This window comes from Rhizobium sp. Root274, assembly GCF_001429245.1.
Classification (GTDB): Bacteria; Pseudomonadota; Alphaproteobacteria; order Rhizobiales; family Rhizobiaceae; genus Allorhizobium.
The window spans coordinates 239,607-263,584 of the sequence record NZ_LMJE01000007.1; the positions used below are offsets into that span (position 1 = coordinate 239,607).

At 61.0% G+C, this 23,978-nt stretch carries 25 protein-coding genes and 1 other RNA gene; 13 read left to right on the forward strand and 13 right to left on the reverse strand.

Features of this window, described 5'->3' with window-relative positions; genetic code table 11:
• Positions 1-19 precede the first annotated feature (19 nt).
• A complete protein-coding gene (locus ASE36_RS10130; protein WP_062278857.1) occupies positions 20-532 on the forward strand; it encodes a DUF4405 domain-containing protein in 513 nt (170 codons plus the stop codon).
• A gap of 12 nt (positions 533-544) precedes the next feature.
• Here the strand turns inward: ASE36_RS10130 and ASE36_RS10135 are convergent, their stop codons facing one another.
• The 5 genes from ASE36_RS10135 to ASE36_RS10155 all read right to left on the reverse strand — a co-directional run bounded on the left by ASE36_RS10135 (position 545) and on the right by ASE36_RS10155 (position 4,015).
• Positions 545-1,675 (reverse strand): ATP-dependent DNA helicase, encoded by a 1,131-nt coding sequence (locus ASE36_RS10135; protein ID WP_062278859.1) that lies wholly within the window; start codon positions 1,673-1,675, stop codon positions 545-547.
• A gap of 73 nt (positions 1,676-1,748) precedes the next feature.
• On the reverse strand, positions 1,749-2,123 hold the full coding sequence (locus ASE36_RS10140; protein WP_062278861.1) for a nitrile hydratase accessory protein: 375 nt from the start codon (positions 2,121-2,123) through the stop codon (positions 1,749-1,751).
• Positions 2,110-2,769, reverse strand: coding sequence for a nitrile hydratase subunit beta (gene nthB, locus ASE36_RS10145; RefSeq protein ID WP_062278863.1), 660 nt, complete (start codon positions 2,767-2,769; stop codon positions 2,110-2,112). Before nthB ends, ASE36_RS10140 begins: the two co-directional genes overlap by 14 nt.
• The gene (nthA, locus tag ASE36_RS10150; RefSeq protein ID WP_062281212.1) at positions 2,766-3,413 is read right to left on the reverse strand and encodes a nitrile hydratase subunit alpha; all 648 of its coding nucleotides are present in this window, start codon (positions 3,411-3,413) and stop codon (positions 2,766-2,768) included. The genes nthB and nthA overlap by 4 nt, the downstream gene beginning before the upstream one ends.
• 8 nt (positions 3,414-3,421) lie before the next feature.
• The gene (locus tag ASE36_RS10155) at positions 3,422-4,015 is read right to left on the reverse strand and encodes a LysE family translocator (protein ID WP_062278865.1); all 594 of its coding nucleotides are present in this window, start codon (positions 4,013-4,015) and stop codon (positions 3,422-3,424) included.
• 166 nt (positions 4,016-4,181) lie between these two features.
• On the opposite strand from ASE36_RS10155, the gene ASE36_RS10160 reads away from it, so the two are divergent.
• Positions 4,182-5,027, forward strand: coding sequence for an aldo/keto reductase (locus tag ASE36_RS10160; RefSeq protein ID WP_062278868.1), 846 nt, complete (start codon positions 4,182-4,184; stop codon positions 5,025-5,027).
• Positions 5,028-5,153: 126 nt separating this feature from the next.
• On the forward strand, positions 5,154-5,669 hold the full coding sequence (locus tag ASE36_RS23160) for a metalloregulator ArsR/SmtB family transcription factor (protein ID WP_062278871.1): 516 nt from the start codon (positions 5,154-5,156) through the stop codon (positions 5,667-5,669).
• A gap of 66 nt (positions 5,670-5,735) precedes the next feature.
• Here ASE36_RS23160 and ilvN read toward each other — a convergent pair whose 3' ends face one another.
• Both ilvN and ASE36_RS10175 read right to left on the reverse strand, forming a co-directional pair.
• Entirely contained in the window at positions 5,736-6,308 is a 573-nt protein-coding gene (ilvN, locus tag ASE36_RS10170) for an acetolactate synthase small subunit (RefSeq protein WP_062278874.1), read from the reverse strand.
• 15 nt (positions 6,309-6,323) lie between these two features.
• Positions 6,324-8,081 carry an acetolactate synthase 3 large subunit gene (locus ASE36_RS10175; RefSeq protein ID WP_413813658.1) on the reverse strand — a complete coding sequence of 586 codons (1,758 nt, stop codon included), beginning with the start codon at positions 8,079-8,081 and terminating at the stop codon, positions 6,324-6,326.
• A 365-nt stretch (positions 8,082-8,446) separates the two neighbouring features.
• Between ASE36_RS10175 and ASE36_RS10180 the strand changes: the two genes are divergently transcribed.
• Positions 8,447-10,543 (forward strand): ATP-binding protein, encoded by a 2,097-nt coding sequence (locus ASE36_RS10180; RefSeq protein ID WP_062278879.1) that lies wholly within the window; start codon positions 8,447-8,449, stop codon positions 10,541-10,543.
• A gap of 8 nt (positions 10,544-10,551) precedes the next feature.
• Here the strand turns inward: ASE36_RS10180 and miaA are convergent, their stop codons facing one another.
• A complete protein-coding gene (gene miaA, locus ASE36_RS10185) occupies positions 10,552-11,466 on the reverse strand; it encodes a tRNA (adenosine(37)-N6)-dimethylallyltransferase MiaA (protein WP_156378627.1) in 915 nt (304 codons plus the stop codon).
• Between miaA and serB the strand changes: the two genes are divergently transcribed.
• The 3 genes from serB to ASE36_RS10200 are packed head-to-tail and all read left to right on the forward strand — an operon-like array spanning position 11,465 to position 15,380.
• Complete coding sequence (gene serB / locus ASE36_RS10190; RefSeq protein ID WP_062278884.1) at positions 11,465-12,355, forward strand: phosphoserine phosphatase SerB; 891 nt, start codon at positions 11,465-11,467, stop codon at positions 12,353-12,355. The two genes, miaA and serB, sit on opposite strands and share 2 nt — an antisense overlap.
• 13 nt (positions 12,356-12,368) lie before the next feature.
• Positions 12,369-12,971, forward strand: coding sequence for a GNAT family N-acetyltransferase (locus ASE36_RS10195; protein ID WP_062278886.1), 603 nt, complete (start codon positions 12,369-12,371; stop codon positions 12,969-12,971).
• 24 nt (positions 12,972-12,995) lie between these two features.
• Positions 12,996-15,380, forward strand: a complete 2,385-nt coding sequence (locus ASE36_RS10200; RefSeq protein WP_062278889.1) for a putative bifunctional diguanylate cyclase/phosphodiesterase — start codon at positions 12,996-12,998, stop codon at positions 15,378-15,380.
• Between the two features lie 3 nt (positions 15,381-15,383).
• On the opposite strand, the gene ASE36_RS10205 is transcribed toward ASE36_RS10200, so the two are convergent.
• The 5 genes from ASE36_RS10205 to ASE36_RS10225 all read right to left on the reverse strand — a co-directional run bounded on the left by ASE36_RS10205 (position 15,384) and on the right by ASE36_RS10225 (position 20,821).
• Positions 15,384-16,961: a Do family serine endopeptidase gene (locus tag ASE36_RS10205; RefSeq protein WP_062278892.1), complete on the reverse strand. Its 1,578-nt coding sequence runs from the start codon at positions 16,959-16,961 to the stop codon at positions 15,384-15,386.
• A 275-nt stretch (positions 16,962-17,236) separates the two neighbouring features.
• Positions 17,237-18,193 carry a protease modulator HflC gene (gene hflC, locus ASE36_RS10210; RefSeq protein ID WP_062278894.1) on the reverse strand — a complete coding sequence of 319 codons (957 nt, stop codon included), beginning with the start codon at positions 18,191-18,193 and terminating at the stop codon, positions 17,237-17,239.
• 1 nt (position 18,194) lies between these two features.
• Positions 18,195-19,331: an FtsH protease activity modulator HflK gene (gene hflK / locus ASE36_RS10215; protein WP_062278896.1), complete on the reverse strand. Its 1,137-nt coding sequence runs from the start codon at positions 19,329-19,331 to the stop codon at positions 18,195-18,197.
• A 152-nt stretch (positions 19,332-19,483) separates the two neighbouring features.
• Complete coding sequence (locus ASE36_RS10220) at positions 19,484-20,008, reverse strand: dihydrofolate reductase (RefSeq protein WP_062278898.1); 525 nt, start codon at positions 20,006-20,008, stop codon at positions 19,484-19,486.
• Between the two features lie 18 nt (positions 20,009-20,026).
• Positions 20,027-20,821: a thymidylate synthase gene (locus ASE36_RS10225; RefSeq protein WP_062278900.1), complete on the reverse strand. Its 795-nt coding sequence runs from the start codon at positions 20,819-20,821 to the stop codon at positions 20,027-20,029.
• A gap of 222 nt (positions 20,822-21,043) precedes the next feature.
• Here ASE36_RS10225 and ASE36_RS10230 point away from each other — a divergent pair, with 222 nt between their 5' ends.
• From ASE36_RS10230 to ASE36_RS10255, 6 genes are all read left to right on the forward strand, one after another.
• Positions 21,044-21,775 (forward strand): AprI/Inh family metalloprotease inhibitor, encoded by a 732-nt coding sequence (locus tag ASE36_RS10230; RefSeq protein ID WP_156378628.1) that lies wholly within the window; start codon positions 21,044-21,046, stop codon positions 21,773-21,775.
• A gap of 39 nt (positions 21,776-21,814) precedes the next feature.
• Positions 21,815-22,191: a transfer-messenger RNA gene (gene ssrA / locus ASE36_RS10235) on the forward strand.
• A gap of 178 nt (positions 22,192-22,369) precedes the next feature.
• Positions 22,370-22,873 carry an SspB family protein gene (locus ASE36_RS10240; protein ID WP_062278904.1) on the forward strand — a complete coding sequence of 168 codons (504 nt, stop codon included), beginning with the start codon at positions 22,370-22,372 and terminating at the stop codon, positions 22,871-22,873.
• Between the two features lie 53 nt (positions 22,874-22,926).
• The gene (locus ASE36_RS10245) at positions 22,927-23,118 is read left to right on the forward strand and encodes a DUF4169 family protein (RefSeq protein ID WP_062278906.1); all 192 of its coding nucleotides are present in this window, start codon (positions 22,927-22,929) and stop codon (positions 23,116-23,118) included.
• A gap of 61 nt (positions 23,119-23,179) precedes the next feature.
• Positions 23,180-23,425, forward strand: coding sequence for a ribbon-helix-helix domain-containing protein (locus tag ASE36_RS10250; RefSeq protein WP_062278908.1), 246 nt, complete (start codon positions 23,180-23,182; stop codon positions 23,423-23,425).
• Between the two features lie 151 nt (positions 23,426-23,576).
• Positions 23,577-23,969: a FlxA-like family protein gene (locus ASE36_RS10255; RefSeq protein ID WP_062278911.1), complete on the forward strand. Its 393-nt coding sequence runs from the start codon at positions 23,577-23,579 to the stop codon at positions 23,967-23,969.
• Positions 23,970-23,978: the final 9 nt, after the last annotated feature.

Sequence of the window (23,978 nt, forward strand, 5' to 3'; positions counted from 1 at the left end):
AACAATTCGCAGGTTCGCCATGCCTTCCTATCTTTCACGCTACGCCACGCCCTTGACCACCGGGTTCTTCCTGGTCTCCCTGATTTCCGGCATCGCGCTGTTCTTTCACCTTGGCGCTTCAGCCTTTCGCGAGATGCACGAATGGTTGAGCATGGTGCTGATCCTGCCCTTCCTGCTGCATGTCTGGAGGAACTGGCGACCGTTTCTCGGCTACTTCAAGCGTCCGCCGATGGTGCTCTCGCTCGGACTTTGTCTCGTGGCCGGTCTTGTCTTCGCCGGGCCGGCAATCATGGGGACGACGAACAGCCCAGGCGGCAACCCCGCCTTCGCCATGGTCAACATTGTCGCGTCCGGCACACCGGCACAGGTGGCGCCGCTGCTCGGGAAATCCGATGTCGAAGTCGTGGCCGCGTTAAGAGAAAAGGGCTTCACCGCAGCCGACAGCGCCAAGCCGCTCGCCGAAATCGCGAAGACCTCCGGCAAGGACACGATGGAACTGATGTCAACGCTCGCGGCTCTCAAATCCCGGTGAACCAGATGGCGCTCACCGGACGATGGTGAGCGTCTCTGCCGCGCGGGTGACGGCTGTGTAAAGCCAGCGCTCGCGCGTATCGCGAAACGCCCAGCTCTCGTCGAACAGCACCACGTCGTTCCACTGCGAGCCCTGGGCCTTGTGCACCGTCAGTGCATAGCCGTAGTCGAACTCGTCGTAGCGCTTGCGGGTCGACCACGGCACTTCGGTCTCGATGTCCTCGAAGGCCGCCTTCAGAAGTTTGATCTTGGCCGCACCGCGATCCATGTCGTCGTCTTCGGGCTTGATCAGGAGATTTATCCCCGGCTTCACCGTCTCGCGCGACGAGGTCATCACCTGCCAGAGCGAGCCGTTCAGCAGACCCTTCACCTGATCATTCCTCAGGCAGACCAGCTTGTCGCCGGCTTGCGGATAATCGACCGTGAAGCCTTTCAACTCCCGCAGGCGCATGTTGTAGCGGCGCCGCGTCTTGTTGGTCCCGACCAGCACCTGATCGGCTCCAAGCACGAGGTCCTGCGTCACCTCGTTCTTCGAGATCACCCGTGCCGTCGAGCCATAGTCGCCATACATAATCTCCTTGCCCTCGCGGATATGCATCGCGAGTTGGATGATCGGGTTGTCGCGCGCCTGGCGGTGAATTTCCGTGAGCAGATAATCGGATTCCTGGTCGGTGAAGAAACCACCACCGGAGACGGGCGGCAGCTGGCCGGGATCGCCGAGCACCAGGATCGGCGTGCCAAAACTCATCAGGTCACGCCCGAGCGCCTCGTCAACCATCGAGCATTCGTCGATGACGATCAGGGCCGCCTTGGCAACCGGGCTCTGCCGGTTGATCGAAAACATCGGCGCGATCGAGGTCTTGCCGGTTTCCTCGTCTTCCACCGCCTCTTCGCCGCGCGGGCGATAAATGAGCGAGTGAATTGTCTTGGCATTCGATGCGCCCCGCGAGCGCAAGACCTGCGCCGCCTTGCCGGTAAAGGCGGCAAACAGCACATCGCCATCGACATGTTCGGCGAAATGTTTGGCGAGCGTCGTCTTGCCCGTTCCGGCATAGCCGAACAGCCGGAAGACAGGGGTCTTCCCCTCCTTCAGCCATTTCGAAACGGCCTTGAGGGCCTCGTCTTGCTGGGGCGCGAATTGCATGGCCTAGGTCATGCGCGGATTCGTTGGCCCGATGCAAGGCAAAAGCCGAAGAAAGCAGAACAAATCATGGACATCAGGCCCGCAGCGGATCGTTGGCAAGTTCGATGGGCGAGCCATGCGGTGTCGCTTCCGCCGCCCTCTGCCAGCTCTCCTGCAGAGCCTGCACGGTCACCGGGTCCGCCAGCCCTTTGTCGAACAGCAGTCCTGTTAGAGCGGCGACCCAGGCATCGAAATAGTCACTGCCATCCGTCGCGCGGTCAGGCAGGTGCAACTGCGCCGACAGGGCCGCCGCCCATTCGGCCCAGGTAAACAGACCACGCTGATGAAGATGCACCGTCATACCGAAAGCCTGTGCCTGCCATGGCTCGGCAAAGACCGGCTCTCCCTCGCCCGATAGCGGCAGGCCCGGCGAACCGCGAAGCGGCGACGCTGTCTCACACGCGCTCAAGATAGCTCTCCCAGGCATCGATGGACACGGTCAGGCTGGGATCGGCGCCCTCGCCCCAGATCTCGGCCCCGGTAAACACGACGGTATAGACCCATTGCGGGTTCTCTCCGCGACCATGTGCATTGTCGTCGGGAAAGACGAACCCGCCCTGTACCGCCTCGACGATCCCGCACTTGGCTCTCGCATAGCGCGGCAGCCGGGTATGACCGGTGGGATGAAAATTCTTCGTTCTGACCCGGTCCCCGACCGCAAAGCGTGGCTTGACATCAACGGGCCGGTCGCAAGGACCGCCGCGCGCCAAAACGCCCTCCACCATCTCGGCCTTCAGCACCCGTTTTGGCACGGCACCGCTTCCGAGCGCACGGCCCGTCCGCAATTCTTCCGCGCTCGCAAATCCATGCCGCTCCAGCAGCATGTCGATCCCGCGGATCCACACTTCGTAATAGCTTGCAGCGAGATAGTCGGCCGGCGGGATCGTCTCGCGCGCATGCCGGCTCTCGTCGATGCTCCACGCACCGAACGCACCGCAGGACAGCGTCAGCCCGAGCGCCCGCTTCTCCCAGTCTGCATGGAAAATCGGTTCGTCCGCTTCCGGCGCCACCGGTCCGAAACCCATCTGCCCCCCGAGATCGTGCGGCCCGTTCATCGCAGCGTCTCCGGTGAAAGCGCCAGACCGGTTCCGATCATCGCATCGCGGGTGACGAGATCTGAAAGAGCGTCCTCGCCCCAACCCTCGGTACCGTCGGGGCGGAGCGGAATGACCAGGTACCGCAGTTCCGCCGTCGAATCCCACACACGGATTTTCGTCGTGGATGGAAGTGTCACGCCGAATTCGGAAAGCACGCCACGCGGGTCGATGACGGCTCGCGATCGGTAGGCCGGCGCCTTGTACCAGACGGGCGGCAGGCCGAGCACAGACCAGGGGTAACAGGAGCAGAGCGTGCAGACGACGAGATTGTGGGTGTCGGGCGTGTTGAATACCGCCCGCATATGCTCTCCCTGACGGCCCGTATAACCGAGGCTTGCAATCGCCGCCGTCGCATCCCGCTTCAGCCAGGCGGCAAAGGCAGGATCGGCCCAGGCGTTGGCCACGACCCGCGCACCGTTTCTCGGACCCACCTTGGTCTCATAGGTCTCGACGATCGCATCGATCGCGGCCGGGTCGATCAGGCCTTTCTCGGTCAACAGCGTTTCCAGCGCCTTCACCCGCGCCTGCATGTCGGAATAATGGTTGTCGTGATCATGGTCATGCTCATGCGCGTGATCATGGTCGTGATGATGCCCTGACATGCGCACTCCTATTTCAGCATCGGCCACAGGCTCAAAACCAGAGCGACGGCCATTGTTATGTTGAACCATTTCAATCGTACCGGCACCGCCAGCCACTCCCTGAGCGCCGAACCGAACCCGGCCCAGATCGACACGGCCGGGAAATTCACCAGGGCAAAGACCAGCGCGACAATCCCCACCGTCAAAGCATAATGCTCGGGATTCGGATAGACCGCCATGGCCGTCACCGCCATCACCCAGGCCTTCGGATTGACCCACTGGAAGGCAGCAGCCGAGAGGAAGGACATGGGCGCCGCCTTGGCTTCCCCCTCGCCCATCGTCCGGGAGGAACCGATCTTCCAGGCGATCCAGAGCAAATAGAGTCCGCCAGCGATCTTCAAGCCGATGAAGGCCGGCGGATAGGCGGAGAGCAGCGCGCCGAGCCCGAGCCCGACCCCGAGTAGCAGCGAGAAGAAACCGACACCGATCCCCAGCATGTGCGGGATGGTGCGGCGAAAACCGAAGTTCACACCGGAGGCAAACAGCATCATGTTGTTCGGGCCCGGCGTGATCGACGTGGCAAAGGCAAACAGGATAAGCGCAAACAGGGTATCGGCGGACAAGGGGGTCTCCTGGATTCTTGACCGCCAGCATAAAGCTTGCCGCCCACCTTGCCAGTCGCTTCTTGTCCCCGTGACACGCTTGGTCCGTCGACAGCGCGCACCAATCGATGGCTTGCCAGATGCTGCGCGGTTGTTATCCTCCAGCCGTCATGCCGAGGAGAAGACCATGGAAGACCAGATCCCCAGCCTCGCCCTCCCCGACGGGACGACTGTTCCCTCGCTCGGCTTCGGCACCTGGATGATGGGCGAGAACAAAGCCGAGGCGCCGGCAGAGATCGACGCCATCAGGCTGGCGCTCGATCTTGGCATGACGGTCATCGACACGGCCGAAATGTATGCCGACGGCGGTGCCGAACAGGTCGTCGGCGAAGCCCTCAAGGATCGCCGCGACGAGGCTTTTCTGGTCTCGAAGGTCCTGCCCTGGAACGCAAGTTACGACGGCACGATCGCCGCCTGCACACGGTCGCTGCATCGGCTCGGAACTGATCGCCTCGATCTCTACCTTTTGCATTGGCGCGGCGAGCAACCGCTGGAAGACACAGTCGCGGCCATGGAAGAATTGAAGCAGGCCGGCCGCATCGGCGCCTGGGGTGTCTCGAACTTCGACGTGGACGATATGGAGGAACTGTTTTCAATCCCGGACGGCGACAAGTGCGCGGTCAACCAGGTGCTCTACAATCTTTCGCGCCGCGGTATCGAATTCGATCTCCTCCCCTGGTGCCAGGGGCACAAGATCCCGGTCATGGCATATTCCCCGATCGAACAGGGCCGCATCCTTCACAACTCGGAACTGATCCATGTCGCAAAAGCCTATCAGGCGACGCCGGCGCAGGTGGCGCTGGCCTTCCTGCTTGAGCGCGATGGCGTGATGCCGATCCCGAAGACCTCGAACCTGCGCCGGTTGCAGGAGAACCGCAACGCCGTCGATCTCGACATATCAGACGAGGATTGGGCCCGCCTCGACGCCGCCTTCCCGCCGCCTGCGCGCAAAATGCCGCTCGAGATGATTTGACAGGAACCAAGGCATGCGCTGTCCACAGGCCCTGTGGGATATGGCCTTTACGTCAGTCCTTCAGGAAATTAGGAGATTTCCTAATTCTGGAAAAATCCAGAGCGTGGCTGCATAGGCGGGGGCGATATGGCGAAGAAGAACAAGACGGATGTTCATCCGGCAATGGACAAGACGTCCTCACGCGTGTTTCACGCATTGGCTTCTGATCCACGTCGCATGATGCTGGTGCATTTGTCGCAATCGACCCTCACCGCCGGCGAGATCGCTGCCCGCTTCGACATGGCGAAACCCTCCATCTCCCAGCATCTGTCGATCCTCGAAAATGCCGAGCTGATCGAAGGTGAGAAGAAGGGGCAGTACATCCATTACAGTCTGAGGCCCGAGGCCCTCCGGCACGCCCTGAAGTCCATGCTGGAGACGATCGACGCGTCTGCGGAAAGCAAAGCTGACAGCCTCGACACCGGCAACGCAAAGGCAGAGAACAAAGGCAAGTCGAAGCCGAAGTCCTCTACCGCGGACGCGGAAGTATCGGCAAAAATGCCAACCAAGGCAAAAGGCGACAAGGTGAAGAAGGCGGAACAGCCCGCTCCGCCCCCGCCGCAGCAGATGGGCCTTCTCGACCTGCTCGGCATGGACGCCTGATCAGCACCAACGAAAAAGGGCAACCCGAAGGATCGCCCTTACGCAATTCGGCAATGACCGAACTCCTTACATGCCTTGCGAGCCACGGTTCATCGCGGCGATCCCGGTGCGGCAGATCTCGTTGAGGCCGAGCGGCTTCATGATCGAGACGAACTGATCGATCTTCGACGACTTGCCCGTGATCTCGAAGATGAAGTGTTCGACCGTGGCGTCAACGACCTTGGCGTGGAAGGCATCGGCGAGCCGCAGTGTCTCGGCACGCATGTCGCCGGTCGAAACCACCTTTACCAGCGCCACTTCCCGCTCGATCGGCCGCTCCTGGCCGAGTTCGCGGGCGCGCACGGTGAGATCGAGCACACGGTGGACCGGCACGATCCGCTCCAGCTGCGCCTTGATCTGCTCGAGCACGCTTGGCGTGCCGCGGGTCACGATGGTGATGCGCGACAGATGCGCCTCATGCTCCGTTTCCGACACCGTGAGGCTTTCGATATTGTAGCCACGACCGGAAAACAGGCCGATGACCCGGGCAAGCACGCCCGGCTCGTTGTCGACCAGCACCGAGAGCGTATGGCTCTCGACGGCGGCGGTTTCCTTGGCGATGAAGTAGGCAGAGCCGGTTGGTTGAAGGTGTGCGTTCATGATTTTTCCTCCCGGTCAGACGAGCTGACGGCCCTTTGCATCAATGGCGGTGGCGACGGCTTCGTCGGTTGCCTCATCCGGCAACAGCATCTCGTTATGCGCCTTGCCCGACGGGATCATCGGGAAGCAATTGGCGAGATTGGCAACCCGGCAGTCGAAGATAACCGGCTTCTTCACGTCGATCATCTCCTGGATCGCACCGTCCAGATCGTCAGGCTTCTCGCAACGCAGACCGACCGCACCATAGGCTTCCGCCAGCTTGACGAAATCTGGCATAGCTTCCGTGTAGGAGTTCGACAGGCGGTTGCCATGCAGCAACTGCTGCCATTGACGAACCATACCCATGTACTGGTTGTTCAAGATGAATACCTTGACCGGCAGCTCGTGCTGGATCGCGCAGGACATTTCCTGGATGCACATCTGGATCGAGGCATCACCCGCAACGTCGATGACCAGCGCGTCACGATGCGCGACCTGAACGCCCAGCGCCGCCGGCAGGCCGTAACCCATGGTGCCGAGGCCACCCGAGGTCATCCAGCGGTTCGGCTGCTCGAAGCCGATATACTGGGCTGCCCACATCTGGTGCTGACCGACTTCCGTCGTGATGTAGGTGTCGCGATCCTTCGTCAGCTCATAGAGGCGCTGCAGGGCGTATTGCGGCATGATGACGTCGCGCGACGGGGTGTAGGCGAAGGAATTGCGAGCGCGCCACTTGGCGATGCTCGTATTCCAGTCAGCCGTCTGCGAAGCCTCCGGCTTCTTCGGCAGAGCCCGCCAGGCACGGACCATGTCCTCAAGCACCCGCCCGACATCGCCGGTGATCGGCACGTCGACCCGAACGTTCTTGTTGATCGACGACGGGTCGATGTCGATATGGATCTTCTTCGAATTCGGCGAAAATGCGTTCAAGCGACCCGTGATACGGTCGTCGAAGCGTGCACCGATACAGACCATGACGTCGCAATCATGCATCGCCATGTTGGCTTCGTAGGAACCGTGCATGCCCAGCATGCCGAGCCAGTTCTTGCCTGAAGCCGGATAGCAGCCCAGACCCATCAGGGTCGAGGTGATCGGGAAGTCGGTGAGACCGACCAGCTCGCGCAGCAGCTTGGTTGCTTCCGGACCGGAATTGACGACGCCGCCACCGGAATAGATGATCGGGCGGCGAGCAGACGCCATCAGTTCGACGGCGGCCTGAATGGCGCGCGAATCTCCCGAAACCTTCGGCTGGTAGCTCTTCAGCGGCTTGTGTGCATCCGGCGGCGTATAGGTGCCGGTGGCAAACTGGATGTCCTTCGGCACATCGACGAGAACAGGACCCGGACGGCCGGTCTGGGCGATGCGGAAGGCCTCATGAATGACGCTCGCCAGCTGGTTGACGTCCTTGACCAGCCAGTTGTGTTTGGTGCAGGGCCGCGTGATGCCGACGGTATCACATTCCTGGAAGGCATCGGAGCCGATCAGCGAGGTCGGAACCTGGCCGGAGATGCAGACGAGCGGCACGCTGTCCATCAGCGCGTCCTGCAGCGGCGTGACGACGTTGGTGGCACCAGGACCAGAAGTAACGAGGACAACCCCGACCTTGCCGGTGGAACGGGCATAACCTTCGGCCGCATGGCCGGCGCCCTGCTCGTGACGCACGAGAATGTGCTGGATGTCGTCCTGCTGGAAGATCTCGTCATAGATCGGCAGCACGGCACCGCCAGGATAGCCGAAGATATGCTCGACGCCGTTATCCTTCAGCGCGCGCAGGACGATCTCGGCGCCAGTCATCTGATTATCTTTACCCGTCATGCTGTGTTTCCATCTGCCTTCTGGATTTTTGGGGCTGATAGCCCGGATTTGGGCATAAAAAAAGGCCCCTTGAGGGAGCCTGTCATCTAGCGCATGGGTGGCTGTCGCCGGATGGTTACACCATCCTGCCCATGCGCCTTCCCACCACGATAAGTGCGATCGAGTTTTTCATGATGCGAAGTGTTAGCCAGAAAGCCGTCGAGCGTCAACGCATCATTTAACAAATTTCGTCGCCTTCGACGCAGTTTTATTGCGTTCCCGCCGCAACTCTTACCACCGGGCTACCCGCCTACACAAAGTTTTAAGCGATTGTTCATACCCTCGCGCGAGCAGGGAGAATGCACTTGTCGAACGATGATCTTCACAAGTCCGGTGACGCCGGAGACAAAGAGCGCCGCGATGGAATGCGGCCGGGCAACCGAATGCTGGGACGAGTCGTCGCCTGCAATGGTTCGCGCGCCACGATTGCCGCAGTCGCCGAACAAGGCGGGACCGATTTGACCGAGCTCTGGTCGGTCGGGCGTCTGATTTCGATCAGCGTCGGACGCAACCGCGTGGTCGCACTCGCCTACTCCATGCAGACCGGTTCGAAAAACTGGGGCGAAGGCGACGACAACGAGTTCCTGATCGAGGTCGAACTGCTCGGAGAAGTGCATGTCAGCGCAACCGGTCAGGAAGTCTTCTCCACCGGCATTTCCTGCTATCCCTATCTTGGTGCCATCGCCCATCGGATAAGAGCCGCTGATCTTCTGCGCATCTACGATACCCATCACGGCGACACTGCCGTCATCGGCAAGCTGACGCAGGACGAGTCGATCGATGCTGCCATCCACATCCCGTCCATGTTGTCGAAGCATTTCGCCGTCGTCGGCTCGACCGGTGTCGGCAAGTCCACCGCCGTATCGCTCCTGCTGCGCAAGGCGATCGAGAGCGATCCGAAGCTGCGCATCCTGATCCTCGATCCGCACAACGAATTTGCCGCAGCCTTCCCGGATCTGGCCGTCGTCATCGACACAGACACGCTCGACCTGCCCTTCTGGCTGATGCGCCTTGAGGAATTTGCCGAAGTGCTCTTCCGCGGCCGCCCGCCGGTTCCTGAAGAGCTCGACATCCTGCGCGACCTGCTGCCAGAGGCGAAGCGCGCCTTCCGCGGCAATGAAAGCGCTCTGATGCGCCGAGCGGCCGACAAGAGTTCGATGACGGCGGACACACCCGTTCCCTACCGTATCGCAGACCTCATGGCCCTGATCGACGAGCGGATTGGGCGGCTGGAAGGCCGCGGTGAAAAGCCATTCCTGCGCTCGCTGAAGATGCGCATCATGGCCGCGATCAATGATCCGCGCTATCACTTCATGTTCTCCAACAACACGATCAGCGACACGATCATGGAGACGATCGCCCATATCTTCCGCATTCCGGGGGAAGACAGGCCGATCTCCACTTTCCAGCTATCGGGCATTCCCTCGGAAGTCGTGAATTCCGTTGCGTCGGTGCTGTGCCGCATGGCCTTCGAGATCGCGCTTTGGTCGAACGGCGCTATACACATGCTGGTCGTCTGCGAAGAGGCTCATCGATACGTCCCGGCTGATCCATCGCTCGGCTTCTTCCCCACCCGTCAGGCGATTGCACGCATTGCCAAGGAAGGACGCAAATACGGCGTCTCTCTCGGTGTAATCACTCAGCGTCCGGGTGAACTCGACCAGACGATCCTGTCGCAGTGCTCGACGCTGTTTGCCATGCGACTGGCAAACGACCGTGACCAGGAGATTATCCGCTCGGCCATCCCGGACAGCTCGATCTCGACCACGAGCTTCATCTCCTCGATCGGCAATGGCGAAGCGATCGCCTTCGGCGAGGCAATTGCCGTTCCGATGCGCATGCGCTTCACCCGGGTGGGCGAGCAGCTTCTGCCGAAGGCCAACGGCGTCAACGCCAAGATCACTGAGGAGACGCCTGACACGGTCGACCTCCGCTCGATCGTGTCCCGTATGCGTGCTATTGCAGGGCCGGATATCTCAGCCTTCCAGCAGCAGTTCGAAAACAGCATGGGAGGCCGCGACGTGCCGATGGCGCCGGACGGTCTCTATGACGACGAAGATCTCGACGACGAGTCCATCGCGGACGACGTGCCCCAGGTTTCGCGTTTTGCTGCCCCTGCAGCGACGCCGCCGGCCGTCTCGAGGACGGAATACGAGCCAGCCCCTCTGCGCCAGGCTTTCACGGCTGCCCAGACGCCAACGATCGAGCCTTACCGGCCTGACATGCTGCCGCGTGCGAGCGAGAGTGACGTGCTCAGGCGTGCAGAGCCGGCACCCGCCTATCAGGCAGAAACTCCCGCCCCATCCTTCGGCGCGCAGCCCCTCAGGCGGGACGGAAGCGGGCCGTCGCTCCGCGAAAGCATCCTCAAGAAGCCACTGTCGAGCCTCTACAAGCGCGACTGACCGGATGGTCAATCGACCCGATACGATGCTGGATCGATCCGCTCCCAGCTCTCGTCCATCTGGTTGCGAAACCAGGTCATCTGACGCTTGGCATATTGCCGGGTGGCAGCCGACGCTCTTTCGATCGCCACGTCGCGCGTGACCTCACCCCTAAGCATGGCGGCGATCTGCGACACGCCGATCGCCTTCATCACGGGCATTTCCGGCGGAAGATGAAGGGCAAGCAGCGCCTTCACCTCTTCGACGCCCCCCTGATCCATCATTTGCGCGAAACGTCGGTCGATACGCTGATGCAGGAGCTTACGTTCGGGCAGTACGACAAGTTTCATCGCTTTGTCGGGGTCGACCAGCATGGGGCCGGCCTGGCGGCGAAAGTGATCGATGGACTGACCCGTGGCTTCGACAACCTCCAGCGCCCGCACGATGCGTTGCCCGTCGTTGGGGTTCAACCCTGCAGCGACGGCCGAATCCCTAGCTGCGAGTTCCGCATGTAGAACCTCCGGCCCCTCGGCGATCAGGCGCGCCCGAAGCCTTTCGCGCAGCGCCTCCGGGATCTGAGGCATTTCGGATAGCCCACCCGTCAAAGCCTTGAAATAAAGCCCGGTGCCGCCGACCACGACCGGCAGCCGGCCCTGCCCTTTCAAGACATCGAGCAGCAAGGTCATCTCGCGCAGCCAGTCGCCGGTCGAATAGGAGGCGCCTGCCGGCACATGGCCATAGAGGTAGTGATCAACGCCCTCCATCTCGCTGTCGTCGGGTCGTGCGGTAACCACCCTCAACGTATCATAGACCTGCATGCTGTCGGCATTGATCACCACGCCGCCATGCCGCCGGGCGAAAGCGAGCGCCAGTGCGGACTTGCCGCTGGCGGTCGGCCCGGTTATCAGGATGGCCTCTGTCGTCTTTCCAGGATCTTGCATCATGGCCTTCGTTGCCACGCTTGTCGCCAATCCGTCAAATCCCATCCTCAACACCGACGTCGCCGAACGCGCTGCCGATGCAGTCAAGTCGTCGCGTCTCTACTGGCTTGCCGACGGCGTCGCCTGCGACATTCCGCTGCCCGATGGGCAGGATGCCCTTGCCGCAGAAGCGCAGTTGCGCGAGGCCGTTGCCGGCCTTGCCGTCGATGTCGCCGTCCAGATTGCCGAGGTCAGGCGCAAGCGTTTCCTGATTGCCGACATGGACTCAACGATGATCGGGCAGGAATGCATCGACGAACTCGCAGCAGAAGTGGGGCTCAAGGATAAGGTCTCTGCCATCACTGCGCGTGCCATGAACGGCGAGATCGCCTTCGAGCCGGCGCTCAGGGAGCGCGTCGCTCTCCTGAAAGGCCTGCCGATCTCGGTGGTCGACGAGGTCATCGCCAAGCGCATCACGCTCACTCCCGGCGGACGGGAACTCATTGCCACCATGAAGGCGCGTGGCGGCTATACCGCCCTTGTCTCCGGCGGCTTCACCGTTTTTACCGCCCGAATTGCCGCCGTCCTCGGCTTCGATGAAAACCGCGCGAATACACTCATCGAGGAAAACGGCGTCCTGACCGGCGAAGTCGCGGAACCCATTCTCGGTCGCCAGGCAAAGGTCGACTCGCTTGTCGAGATCGCAAACACCCTCGGTATCTCGCCGCAGGATTCGCTTGCCGTCGGCGATGGTGCCAACGATCTCGGAATGCTCGACATCGCGGGCTCCGGCGTCGCCCTGCATGCCAAGCCCTCAGTGGCTGCCGAAGCGAAGATCCGCATCGATCATGCCGATCTGACGGCCCTCCTCTATCTCCAGGGTTACCGCAAGTCCGACTTCGTCCTTTCGTAGCACTGCAAGCGCCATGGCGATTATCCTTCAGACTGAACGACTGACGCTCCGAAACTGGCTGGACAAGGACCGGGATCTCTTCCGCGAGATCAACCGCGATCCCAAGGTCATGGAATTCTTCCCCATGCGCCGCAGCCACGAAGAATGTGACGAATTGCAAGAGAGGCTGCGGGCGATGATTGAGGAGACCGGCTACGGCTTTTACGCTCTTGCTGATCGGCAAACCGACGAGGCCATGGGCTTTTGCGGCATAGCGAGGGTCGCTCTGCCCGGAATACTGCCCGAGGACTCCTTTGAAATCGGCTGGCGGCTCGCGACACGCTTCTGGGGCAAGGGATACGTCACCGAAGCGGGGCGCGCCCTTCTCGACTTAGCCTTCAATGAGCGGCATCTGGCCGAGATCTACGCCTTCGCCGTCAAGGGCAACACGCGCTCGATTGCCGTGATGCAAAGGCTCGAGATGCAGCAGCTTGACGGGCGCGACTTCGATCACCCTTCCGTGCCAGACAGCCATCCGCATCTGAAAAACCATGTGCTTTTCTGCGCGAAAGCAAGCCGAACGGGCAATTTCGACCAATTGCAGACAAGGCTAATTCAGCAATTTACGCGCCTTTAAAGCGTCCCGCCTATACTGTCCGGCATGACAGACCTTCTCTCGGCGCATTCGACTGCCACCAAATCCTCGTGGAGCAACCGCTTCTGGCGCCTGGGTGAAGCCGGCCAGACGGCGGAAGAAGCGCCGCGCATCCGCGCGATCCGCATGTCGATCGTCGGTCAGAACACACCCTGGATGATGGCCGCCAATATCGGCAACGCCGCTCTCGCGGCGATCGCCTTCTGGGGCAGCCCTTCGTCGCTCGCCGTCAACCTGATCTGCGCAATGCTGATCACCATCGCAATCACGACGGCCTTCAAGTGGTGGAAGTCCCGGTCACGGGCACCGCGCGAGCAGGCAAGCGAACGCGGCACGCGCAAGGCGGTCCTGCATGCCGCGATCCTCAGCGGGCTCTGGGCATCCCTTGCGATTGTTGCCTATGCCGATGCGACGGAAACCCAGCGCATGGTTCTGATTGCGCTGACTGTCGGCATGGCGGGTGGCGGCGGTTTTGCACTCGCAACAGTCCCGCCCGCCTCTGTCGTCTTTTGCGGCATCGTGGGTCTCGGGGCGGCCATTGCACTTGGCAGCAATGCCTCAGTCGTCGGCTTCTATCTTTTCTCCCTCTATGCCATCTTCGCCGCCATCATTGTCCGCTCCTCGCTGGCGGTATGCGAAAGCCTGACGGAGAAGGTCCGCGCCAAGATGGCTGCCGACGAACAGCGGGATGTCATCGGTCTGCTGCTCAACGATTTCGAACAGAATACCGCCGACTGGCTCTGGGGCGCTGACGAGAATCTCCGTCTTGAACGCGCATCAAGCCGGTTCTGCGAGAAACTTGCTGCCCCGGACAGCCTCATTGTCGGCAAGCCCATCATCGATGCCATCCCCTTTGCCATGCATTTCATGACGGAAATCGAACAGATCGAGGATCGCGAGAGCTTCCGCCGTAAGCTCGAAGCCCGTCAGTCCTTTCGCGATGTCGATATCTGCGTCGAACAGGGCGGCGAGCTGGGCATCTGGTCGCTGACCGCCAAGGCGATACATGATGAAAGCGGCCGCTTCATCGGCTACCGCGGAGTTGGGCGCGACGTCACCACAAACCGTCAGACGCGGCTGCGGATCGAGCACATGGCGCGCCATGATCCGCTGACGGACGTGGGCAACCGTGTTCTGCTCAACGAAGATCTCGCCCGCGCCGTCTCCCGGCTGGAACGACACGGCGACGGATTTTCACTGCTCCTTCTCGATCTCGACCGTTTCAAGCAAGTCAACGACAACCATGGCCATGCTGGCGGTGACGAGTTGCTGCGTGAAGTAGCCGGCCTGTTGCAGCAGCTCTGCAGCGAAGGCGACACGCTGGCCCGCCTGGGCGGCGACGAGTTCGTCATCCTCCATATGTCTGGAGAAGATCCGAAAAGCGCCGGGCATCTCGCCACCCGCATCATCAAGCGACTGGGACAGCCCTTCCACCTGCGCTCCGGCACCGCCCATATCGGCGTCAGCATAGGTCTTGCCTGCGCACCGGTCGACGGAACCGATCCGGACCAGTTGATCCGCAACGCGGATCTCGCTTTGTATCGAGCCAAGGCCGACGGTCGCAATCGCTTCCGCTATTTCGACTCGTCTCTCGATGCCACGGCGCGTCGCCGCAATCTGATCGAACAGGAACTGGCGCTGGCGGTCAGCCTCAGCACACTGGAGCTGTATTTCCAGCCGCTGATTGATGCGCAGAGCCACCAAGTGGTCTGCGCCGAAGCGCTATTGCGTTGGAACCACACGCGTCTTGGTCCGATCAGCCCCGCGGAATTCATTCCGATTGCCGAAGAGACCGGCCTCATCACCAGCATCGGCGCCTGGGTACTGCGCGAAGCCTGCCGGGTGTCGGCGAACTGGCCAGACGATGTCCGTGTCGCCGTCAACCTTTCCTCTCGCCAGTTTCTGAGCCCGGGCCTCGTCCCTATGGTCGAGAACGCGTTGAAGGCGAATGCCATGCGCCCGGGTCGCCTGGAGCTTGAGGTGACAGAAAGCCTACTCATGAATTCGACACCGGCCGTCGAGCAGACCTTGAAGACCCTGAGCAAGCTCGGGATCCGCATCGCCCTCGACGACTTCGGCACCGGCTTCTCGTCGCTGAGCTATCTCCGCCGCTTCCGCTTCGACAAATTGAAGATCGACCAGTCCTTCATTTCCGACATGGAAACGAACGAGGACGGGCGCGCAATCGTGGAATGCGTCATCCGCCTGGCGAAGGACCTGCGCATGAGCGTGGCCGCCGAAGGTGTTGAAACACAAAACCAGCTAGTCGCCTTGCGGCAACTGGGCTGCGGTGAAATCCAGGGATATCTTGTCTCCCGCCCCATGCCAGCCGACGCCTTCGCCGCCTTTCTGAGAGCCGGCGCCGGCGGGAGCGAACGGCGCTACGCCTGAATTCTATTCGAGCGGTACGGCCACCAGACGCAGATTGCCTTCCTTGTCGGCAATCATCAGGTAACCGCTGCGACGGCCATCGCTCTTGATCTTGGTCAGCTTCTCGGCCACCTGCTGCGGCGTGCGCATGAACTCCTGCGCTACCTCGACAATGACGTCGCCAGCCTTCAACCCCTTCGCTTCAGCCTTGGAATTCGGCAGCACGCGCGTGATCAACACGCCCTCGACACCCTCGGCAATGCTGAAAGACTTACGCTGCGCGTCATCAAGCAAGGTCAGCTCGACCCCGATCAGACCTTCCGTCACCGGAGCCGCCTGTTGGGTTTCGCCAGGCACCGTCTGATCGCCGTCCTCGCTTTCGCCGGTGTCAGGAGCCTGTTCAGCCTGATCCTCGGCGCCCGGATCCTGACCTTCCTCGTCCGGTTCGACCGTCTGGTCAGAGTTCGACGGTTCCTCACTCGTCGCGTCATCATCCTCCAACAGGCCGAGGGTGACCTTTACCGTCTGCTCCTTGCCGTCGCGCAGGATGACGACGTCGAGCGGTTCGCCGATCGGGCTCTCGGCCACCATCCGCGTCAGATCGCGCGTTTCCGCCACCGGCCGACCGTTGAAGCTGACGATGATATCGCCAACCATGATCGGCCCCTTGGCAACCGGGCCGTCCTCAACGATGCCGCTGATCAGGGCACCGCGGGCGCGACCGATCTTCAGACTTTCGGCCACCTCGTCGGACACCGGCTGGATGCGCACGCCAAGCCAGCCGCGCCGCGTCTCGCCGAACTCGATCAACTGGTTGACGATGTTCTGGGCAAGCTCGGTCGGCACGGAAAAGCCGATACCGATTGAGCCGCCACTCGGCGAGATAATCGCCGTATTGATCCCGATCACCTCGCCATCCATGTTGAACAGCGGTCCACCGGAATTGCCCTTGTTGATAGCCGCATCCGTCTGAATGAAGTTGTCGTAAGGGCCGGCATTGATATTGCGTCCGCTGGCTGAAACGATGCCGAGCGTCACAGAACCACCAAGCCCGAACGGGTTGCCGATCGCCATCACCCAGTCGCCGATCCGAAGCTTGCGCGAATCGCCGAACTTGACGGCCGTCAGCGGCTGCGACGGCTCGACCTTCAACACCGACAGATCCGTCTTGGTATCGGTGCCGATCAGTTTGGCTTTCAGCTTCGAACCGTCGGAAAAGATCACCTCGATGTCGTCGGCGTTCTCGATGACGTGGTTGTTGGTGACGATGAAGCCCTTGGGATCGATGACGAACCCAGAGCCCAGCGAATTGACCTTGCTGTTGTTATCGCCGCTGTCGCCGTTCTTGTAGAAGTCGTCGAACAGTTCCTGGAACGGCGAGCCTTCCGGCACTTGGGGTGCCGGCCCCTCGCCCTCTTCCTTGACGCTCTGCGAGGTTGAGATGTTGACCACAGCACCCAGCAGGCCGGACGCCAGATCGGCAACCGAATCGGGCCCACGGGCCTCTCCGACGGAGGGCATGCTCGCAACACCCATCACCAGGGCACTTCCGACCATCAGGGCCGGCAGGATCTTTCGTGACGGGCGGGCGGAATAGGTCATCGGCTTCCTCACTGGGAGTATCAGGGCGACTTCAACATAGGGCGCAACCGGGAAACGGAAAATCACATTTCCCGGAAGCGTCATAGCCACAACATGCGACCAGATCTTGTCGATCCGACAGCTAGCACATGATTCCTCGTCGAAGGGCAACATTGCACGATGGGTCGTTGTGAAAACTGCGTGAGATCGCGTATTGCAAAACAAAAAAGGGCCGGCCTTTCGGCCGACCCTTTCAGTATTCCGTAACGTCAGGTTCCGGAGAACCTGCCGTAGCGTCAATTCGCCGGTGCCACAGGTGCGGGCACAGCAGGAGCAACAGCCCCACCGGGTGCCGCAACAGGGGCGTTGTCGCTGCGACCAACGCCGCTGTTGAAGAAGCGGAAGAAGTCCGAGTCGGGCGACAGCACCATGGTCGTGCCCTGGTTGCTCATCGAGGCGACATAGGCCCGCATCGAGCGATAGAACTCGAAGAAGGCCGGATCACGCTGGAAGGCCTCGGCAAAGATCCGGTTCCGCTCGGCATCACCTTGACCGCGCAGGATTTCCGAATCGCGCTGTGCATCGGCCTGCAGCTCGACCACCTGGCGATCCGCAATCGCGCGGCGACGCTGGCTCTCTTCATTACCGCGGGCGCGGATGAGTTCCGCTTCCGCCAAACGTTCGGCCTTCATGCGCTGGAAGGTCTGCTGCGAGACTTCCTGGGTGAGGTCCGTCCGGCGAATGCGCACATCCGTGACCTGCAGACCGAGGCTGCCGGCAGCCGCCTGAAGATCGTTGCGAACATCCGCCATCATCGAACCACGCTCCTCCGAAAGAGCCGCATCGAAATTGCGCAGACCATAGACGCGGCGAAGTGCAGCATCGAGGCGGGTGCGAAGGCGCGATTCGGCTGCGTCCCGGTCACCTGACACCGTTTCACGGAAGCGACGGGCATCGTTGATCCGGTAGACGGCAAAGGCGTCGACTTCGTAGAAGGCACCGCCGCGAACCTGAACGCGGATATTGTCAAGGTCGAAGCGCAGTGCACGATCCTCGATATACTGAACGCGATCGGCATCCATGAACGCGAAGGGCAGTTTGAGATAAAGGCCTGGCTCGGTCTTCACATCCTGGATCTGGCCGAAGCGCAGGACGATCGCCTGTTCGCGCTCATTGACCACGAAGATCGAGGAATAGGCGAAGAACAGGACGACGGCGAAGGCCGCGACGAAATAGGGCAAACGGTTCGACATATCAGTTGCCTCCCGTTGCCGACTGGCCGCCAGGCTGGTTGCCCGCCTGCGTTCCCGGCTGTCGCGTGATTTCGTTGAGCGGCAGATACGGCACGACGCCCTGCTTTTCGTCGATGATCACCTTGTTCGAATTGCGCAGGACATTCTCCATGGTTTCCAGATAGATCCGCTGGCGGGTCACGTCTGGCGCCTTGGCATATTCGTCATAGATCGAGATGAAGCGCTGGGCCTCACCTTCCGCTTCCTTGACGACCTGATCCTTGTAGGCGGCTGCCTCTTCGCGGATCTGGGCCGACTGACCACGGGCCTGACCAAGACGCTGGTTGGCGTATTGGTTGGCTTCCTCGACGAAACGATCTTCGTCCTGCTGTGCGCGCTGCACTTCTTCGAAGGCCTCGGCCACTTCGCGCGGCGGGGCTGCGTCTTCGATCGGAACAGCGTTGATCGCGATGCCGGCGCCATAATTGTCCATGGTGCCCTGAATGATGTCGCGCACCTGGGTCGAGATGTCTTCGCGGTTGTCGCGGAAGACGTCCTGCGCCGGACGGCGGCCGACCACTTCACGCATCGCGCTTTCGGCGACCTGCTGCAGCGTCTGCGACGGATCTTCGAGGTTGAACAGATAGGCCTGCGGATCAGACACGGTGAACAGCACCGAGAACTGCACGCTGACGATGTTCTGATCGCCAGAAAGCATCAGGCCGGCACCCGGATTGTTCGATGTGGCACGGCTGCCAACATTCTGCTGCTGTTCGGTGACCTTGACAATCTCGACCTGTTCGACCGGCCAGAGATGGAAGTGAAGGCCCGGCATCGAGACTTCTTCCTTCGGCTTGCCGAAGCGAAGTTCAACGCCACGCTCGTCCGGCTGAACGGTATAGATCGCCTGGATCGCCCAGAATGCGATCAGCACAAGGCCGATGATGACGAAGGCACCACCGTTGAAGCCGCCGGGCACGACATTGCGCAGCCGGTCCTGTCCACGACGGATAAGATCCTCGAGATCGGGGGGCTGATTGCCGCCACCGCCGCCGCCACGCGGCCGGTTCGGCCCCTGCCCCCAGGGGCCCTGATTGTTACCGCCGCCGCCGCCGCCCCAAGGACCGCCGCCGCCGCCGTTTTGATTGCTCCAGGGCATTCATACCTCTTTGCTGTAAATCGCTCCCAAGTCCTTGCGGTCGCGACGGTTGAGAGCCGCATCACGAAAGGTTCCAGAGCGTTATAGGTATCGCAGCCCGGCCTTTCAACGCGAAGCGGCCAACTTCTTCCGAAGACAGGGCAAATTTTCCGTTATCGGCCGGTCCTGCGACGGTATATCGCGTAGCGCGTCGGGTAATTGTCCTTTTCCCCGGCCGGAACGGACATTTCTTCCACCAACGCGAACAGTTCAGGATCGATGTCGGGAAAATGCGTATCGCCGTCGAGATCGGTCTCGACATGGGTCACGTGCAGCTCGTCGGCGAGCGCTATCGTCTGCCGATAGATCTCACCACCGCCGACAATGCAGATCGCATCGACACCCGCCTCCCGGGCAAGTGCGCGCGCACGTTTCAGCCCGTCCTCGACCGTCGCCGCGGTCTCGACACCTGGCATATCGAACGTGGCACTCCGGCTGACGATGACATGCGGCCGTCCCGGCAACGGCTTTGACCCAACGGATTCGAACGTCTTGCGGCCCATCACCAGCGGCTTGCCCATGCTGAGCGCCTTGAACCGCTTCAGATCGGTGGACAAGCGCCAGGGCATGTCGCCGTCGCGTCCGATGACCCCGTTGCGCGAGACCGCGACGATGATCAGGGTCTTGATGTCGGTCATGAAGCTCTCGCCGGTCGCTTAGACAGCAATCGGCGCCTTGATGCTGGAATCGGCCTCATAGCCGATAAGTGTGAAGTCGTCATAGGTGAAGGAGAAGATGTCCCTGACATCGGGATTGAGCTTCATCACCGGCAGCGCCTTCGGTGTCCGCGTGAGCTGCAGCTTCGCCTGATCGAAATGGTTCGCGTAAAGATGGGCGTCGCCGAAGGTATGGATGAACTCACCCGGCTCCAGCCCCGTCACCTGCGCCACCATGAGGGTCAGCAGCGCGTAGGAAGCGATGTTGAATGGCACGCCAAGGAAGATGTCTGCCGAGCGCTGATAAAGCTGGCAAGAAAGCCGCCCGTCGGCGACATAGAACTGGAACAGACAGTGACAGGGCGGCAGTGCCATTTCGTCGACGAGCGCCGGGTTCCAGGCCGATACGATATGCCGACGCGAATTCGGATTGGTCTTGATGCCTTCGATCAGCCGGGCGATCTGGTCGATATGGCCGCCTTCGTAATCCGGCCAGGAGCGCCACTGAGCTCCGTAGACCGGCCCGAGATTGCCATCTTCGTCGGCCCACTCGTCCCAGATGGTCACGCCGTTGTCGCGCAGGTAGCCGATATTGGTGTCGCCTTTCAGGAACCACAGCAGCTCATGGATGATCGAGCGCAGATGCAGCTTCTTCGTCGTGACGACGGGGAAGCCATCAGCAAGATCGAAGCGCATTTGATAACCGAAGACGGAGCGCGTGCCGGTGCCGGTGCGGTCACCGCGATCGCTGCCGGTCTCCAGCACATGGCGAAGGAGGTCGTGATACTGGTGCATGGGTCCCTGGCGAGTCGTGATGGATGTCTCATTCTAACGCCTCCTCCCCCGCAAACCAAGCGGTCACGACCCCTTTTCCCCGATTGAGCCACAAGGACGAAACTGTGGTTGTCTGGCATGCATCCCGCTCACCAGCAGAGATACCGGCAGATTTTGGACTAGCCGAATCCGCTTCGCCTCTCCGATGAACAACCATGTACTGAAACACAGGGAGACAGAGAGATGAGAACGCCCACCATGGTCGCAATGCTGGTCACTTGGCTGACGCTGTTCTGCAACGTTGCACCGGCGACGGCACAGGCGCCTCAGGACTTTGTCGGCAACTGGACCGTGGAGGGCGGCCCGCTCGGCGCCTGCAGCATCAATCTCTCCGGCCAGGCCATGGGCGGCCAGTTGAAGGCGACGACCTATACCTGTGTCGGGCCGATGTCCTTTGCCTGGGTCTGGGCACCGAACGGCAACGGCCTGACCATCCTCGGCACCAACAACTTCCTAATCGCGACGCTGCAGCCGAACAGAGGGGTCCTCATGGGGCAGCTGAATGATGGCAGCCTGGTGACCCTGAAACCGGCGAGCGGTCAGCGGATCGGTACGCCCCGCATCGTTCAGGCACCGGCAGCACCACCGGCACGCAGAGAGAACTGCCGCCGCCGCTATGACAACGACCGCTGCGCCGAGGCAACCGACCTCGTGCCGCCGTTTACCGGAAATGGTCCGGTGCGTGTCCAAGCGCTCAACCAGCTGAACATCCGCGCTAAGGAAGACATGAAGAGCCCGATTATCGGGAAGTTCGAAGTCGGCCAATGTTTCCTGGTCGAATCATGCCGGCAGACGCCGCAATGGGGTTTGCGCTGCCGCGTTCCCGCCGGCGATAGCGGCAAGAAAGGGTATGTGATCAAGTATTTCAGCGACCAGACCGGCGATTACATCGTCTTCCGCAACCAGTGCCGATGAGCGGTCGAACGCGAAGCGGCGCGCGATAGTTGCCCGTGCCCTCTTTTCATGGAGGATGGAAACACCTATATCACTCGTGCCGGGGCTTGCTCCGGCTATGGCAATAAACGGTCGGTGTAATAAACCTATTGGACCCGGGGGCGGTACCCGGCGCCTCCACCAAAAACCGGTCGGATCTGATCTCTCTTCAGACCGGCTTTTGATGGGGGCGAAATAGGATCGACAAGGGCGTAAAGATCGAACTTTTGCTCGGCATGATACCGCCGTTATCGGGTCACAAGTGTAGTTGCAAACGACAACAACGCTAAGGGTTATGCTCTCGCTGCCTAATGGCGGTGCGGGAAATCCGAACCAAGTCCTCTAGGTTAGCCCCTTGAGGCGGGGTCCGAAGGCACCTGGCAACAGAAGCCTTCACCTAACCTCCCCTTCTCCCAATTTATTCTTCCCTCACATGCACTGTCATGTCGCGCCTACCGGAACGCGTTGAAATGATGTATCCTCCGGCGAAGCGCTTTCGCGTGACGGGGCTTTTCGCCACCGACGCGCCGTGGCATATAGCCGTCCAAACGGCATGAGAAGGAAAGACAGGATCTGATGGGGCACGACCACATTCGCTACGACATTCTGGCCCAGGACGCGCTGAGAAGTGTCATCCGCAAGGTTTTGACCGAAGTTGCTGCCACGGGCCGTCTTCCCGGCGACCATCATTTCTTCATCACCTTCCTGACCGGGGCACCGGGCGTGCGAATCTCGCAGCATCTGAAGGCGAAGTATGCCGAGCAGATGACCATCGTCATCCAGCACCAGTTCTGGGAACTGAAGGTCACCGACAGCCTGTTCGAGATTGGCCTTTCCTTCTCCGACACGCCGGAAAAGCTGGTCATCCCCTTCAACGCCATCCGCGGCTTCTATGACCCTTCGGTGAATTTCGAGCTCGAATTCGACGTGCCGCTGGCCGAGGAAGACGAAGGCGAGGCCGAAATCACCGCCTATCCGCTCGACATGGCAAGCAAGGCGGAAGAATCGGACGCGACGGTTTCCGACGAAAAGAAGGAAGGCTCCGTCGTCTCGCTCGACGCCTTCCGCAAGAAGCAGTAACGCACCCAACGAAGCCGGCCGAAAGGCCGGCTCTCCATCACGGGACGATAAGAATGGCTGCAGACATCGTCAATCTCCGCCAGTTCCGCAAGACGAAGGCGCGGGCAGAACGCGAGGCGACAGCCGAACAGAACCGCCTGACCCATGGCCGGACCAAGGCCGAAAAGACCCTGACCCGTACCCTAAACGAAAAAGCCGCAAAGCAACTGGATCAGGGCCGCATTGAGAAACCCACCGAGACCTAAGGTCATCGTCACCCGCCGCATGGGCCTCGTCGCTCATTGAAGCCCGAAGGCTGCAGCCTCCATGATCCGCAAGCGCTCGATTACCTTGCATGGCCACCGGACAAGCTTCTCGGTCGAAGATAATTTTCTAACCGAACTTCGCACCATCGCTGCCGAACGGTCGATTAGCTTCGCCGCCTTGATCGCCGAAGTCGACGAGCATCGTCCCGCAGGTGCCAATCTCTCTTCCGCTTTGCGTCTTTATGTCCTGGCGCATCTCAAGCAGGCAATAAAGACCGAGATATCAGCCTCTGATCGGGAGAAATAGGTACGCCACACGTACTTATTTAATATGTTAGCGGTAGCATTGCCTCATCGAGATACCTCGAACCCTAGTTTGAACCTCTCGAGCTTCGGCGATATTTCAGCGTCCGCCGGTAAGAACTCTATCCGGCCATTTTATCGACAGGACTTTTGAAATGACGACAGCCATCACCTCCAGCACCAGTGCGACGCAAACCCTTTCGACCGGCGGCTCCAAGGACTCGACTGCGGCAATCAAGGCCCAGATCGCCAGCGTACAGAAAGGCATCTCCACGCAGGAAGAGGCCCTGTCTTCCGCCGAGACTTCGGACGACGAAGCGGAGATCAATCAGCAGCTGACCGAATTGCGCAATGAACTTGCCAAGCTTCAGGCCCAGCTCGCCCAGGCGAAGGCTGCCTCGGGTGAAGACCAGACCCAGCGCCCCGAACCTCCGCCGGAAAGCAAGGCGAACCATCGCATGTCGGGTGAAAGCGACAAGATCGGCACCACCAATGTGCCGGAGAATCCGGAAGACGTGCCCTTCGGCGAGCGCTACGCTTACGTCTGATGCCACCGT

Coding starts and splice junctions, on each gene's coding strand:
- ASE36_RS10255 (WP_062278911.1), top strand. CDS start 23,577: ATGACGACAGCCATCACCTCCAGCACCAGTGCGACGCAAACCCTTTCG.
- ASE36_RS10195 (WP_062278886.1), top strand. CDS start 12,369: ATGGCGATTATCCTTCAGACTGAACGACTGACGCTCCGAAACTGGCTG.
- nthA (WP_062281212.1), bottom strand. CDS start 3,413: ATGTCAGGGCATCATCACGACCATGATCACGCGCATGAGCATGACCAT.
- hflK (WP_062278896.1), bottom strand. CDS start 19,331: ATGCCCTGGAGCAATCAAAACGGCGGCGGCGGCGGTCCTTGGGGCGGC.
- ASE36_RS10130 (WP_062278857.1), top strand. CDS start 20: ATGCCTTCCTATCTTTCACGCTACGCCACGCCCTTGACCACCGGGTTC.
- ASE36_RS10175 (WP_413813658.1), bottom strand. CDS start 8,081: ATGACTGGCGCCGAGATCGTCCTGCGCGCGCTGAAGGATAACGGCGTC.
- ASE36_RS10220 (WP_062278898.1), bottom strand. CDS start 20,008: ATGACCGACATCAAGACCCTGATCATCGTCGCGGTCTCGCGCAACGGG.
- ASE36_RS10245 (WP_062278906.1), top strand. CDS start 22,927: ATGGCTGCAGACATCGTCAATCTCCGCCAGTTCCGCAAGACGAAGGCG.
- ASE36_RS10225 (WP_062278900.1), bottom strand. CDS start 20,821: ATGCACCAGTATCACGACCTCCTTCGCCATGTGCTGGAGACCGGCAGC.
- ASE36_RS10240 (WP_062278904.1), top strand. CDS start 22,370: ATGGGGCACGACCACATTCGCTACGACATTCTGGCCCAGGACGCGCTG.
- hflC (WP_062278894.1), bottom strand. CDS start 18,193: ATGTCGAACCGTTTGCCCTATTTCGTCGCGGCCTTCGCCGTCGTCCTG.
- serB (WP_062278884.1), top strand. CDS start 11,465: ATGGCCTTCGTTGCCACGCTTGTCGCCAATCCGTCAAATCCCATCCTC.
- ASE36_RS10200 (WP_062278889.1), top strand. CDS start 12,996: ATGACAGACCTTCTCTCGGCGCATTCGACTGCCACCAAATCCTCGTGG.
- ASE36_RS10205 (WP_062278892.1), bottom strand. CDS start 16,961: ATGACCTATTCCGCCCGCCCGTCACGAAAGATCCTGCCGGCCCTGATG.
- ASE36_RS10250 (WP_062278908.1), top strand. CDS start 23,180: ATGATCCGCAAGCGCTCGATTACCTTGCATGGCCACCGGACAAGCTTC.
- ilvN (WP_062278874.1), bottom strand. CDS start 6,308: ATGAACGCACACCTTCAACCAACCGGCTCTGCCTACTTCATCGCCAAG.
- ASE36_RS10135 (WP_062278859.1), bottom strand. CDS start 1,675: ATGCAATTCGCGCCCCAGCAAGACGAGGCCCTCAAGGCCGTTTCGAAA.
- nthB (WP_062278863.1), bottom strand. CDS start 2,769: ATGAACGGGCCGCACGATCTCGGGGGGCAGATGGGTTTCGGACCGGTG.
- ASE36_RS10230 (WP_156378628.1), top strand. CDS start 21,044: ATGAGAACGCCCACCATGGTCGCAATGCTGGTCACTTGGCTGACGCTG.
- miaA (WP_156378627.1), bottom strand. CDS start 11,466: ATGATGCAAGATCCTGGAAAGACGACAGAGGCCATCCTGATAACCGGG.
- ASE36_RS23160 (WP_062278871.1), top strand. CDS start 5,154: ATGGCGAAGAAGAACAAGACGGATGTTCATCCGGCAATGGACAAGACG.
- ASE36_RS10160 (WP_062278868.1), top strand. CDS start 4,182: ATGGAAGACCAGATCCCCAGCCTCGCCCTCCCCGACGGGACGACTGTT.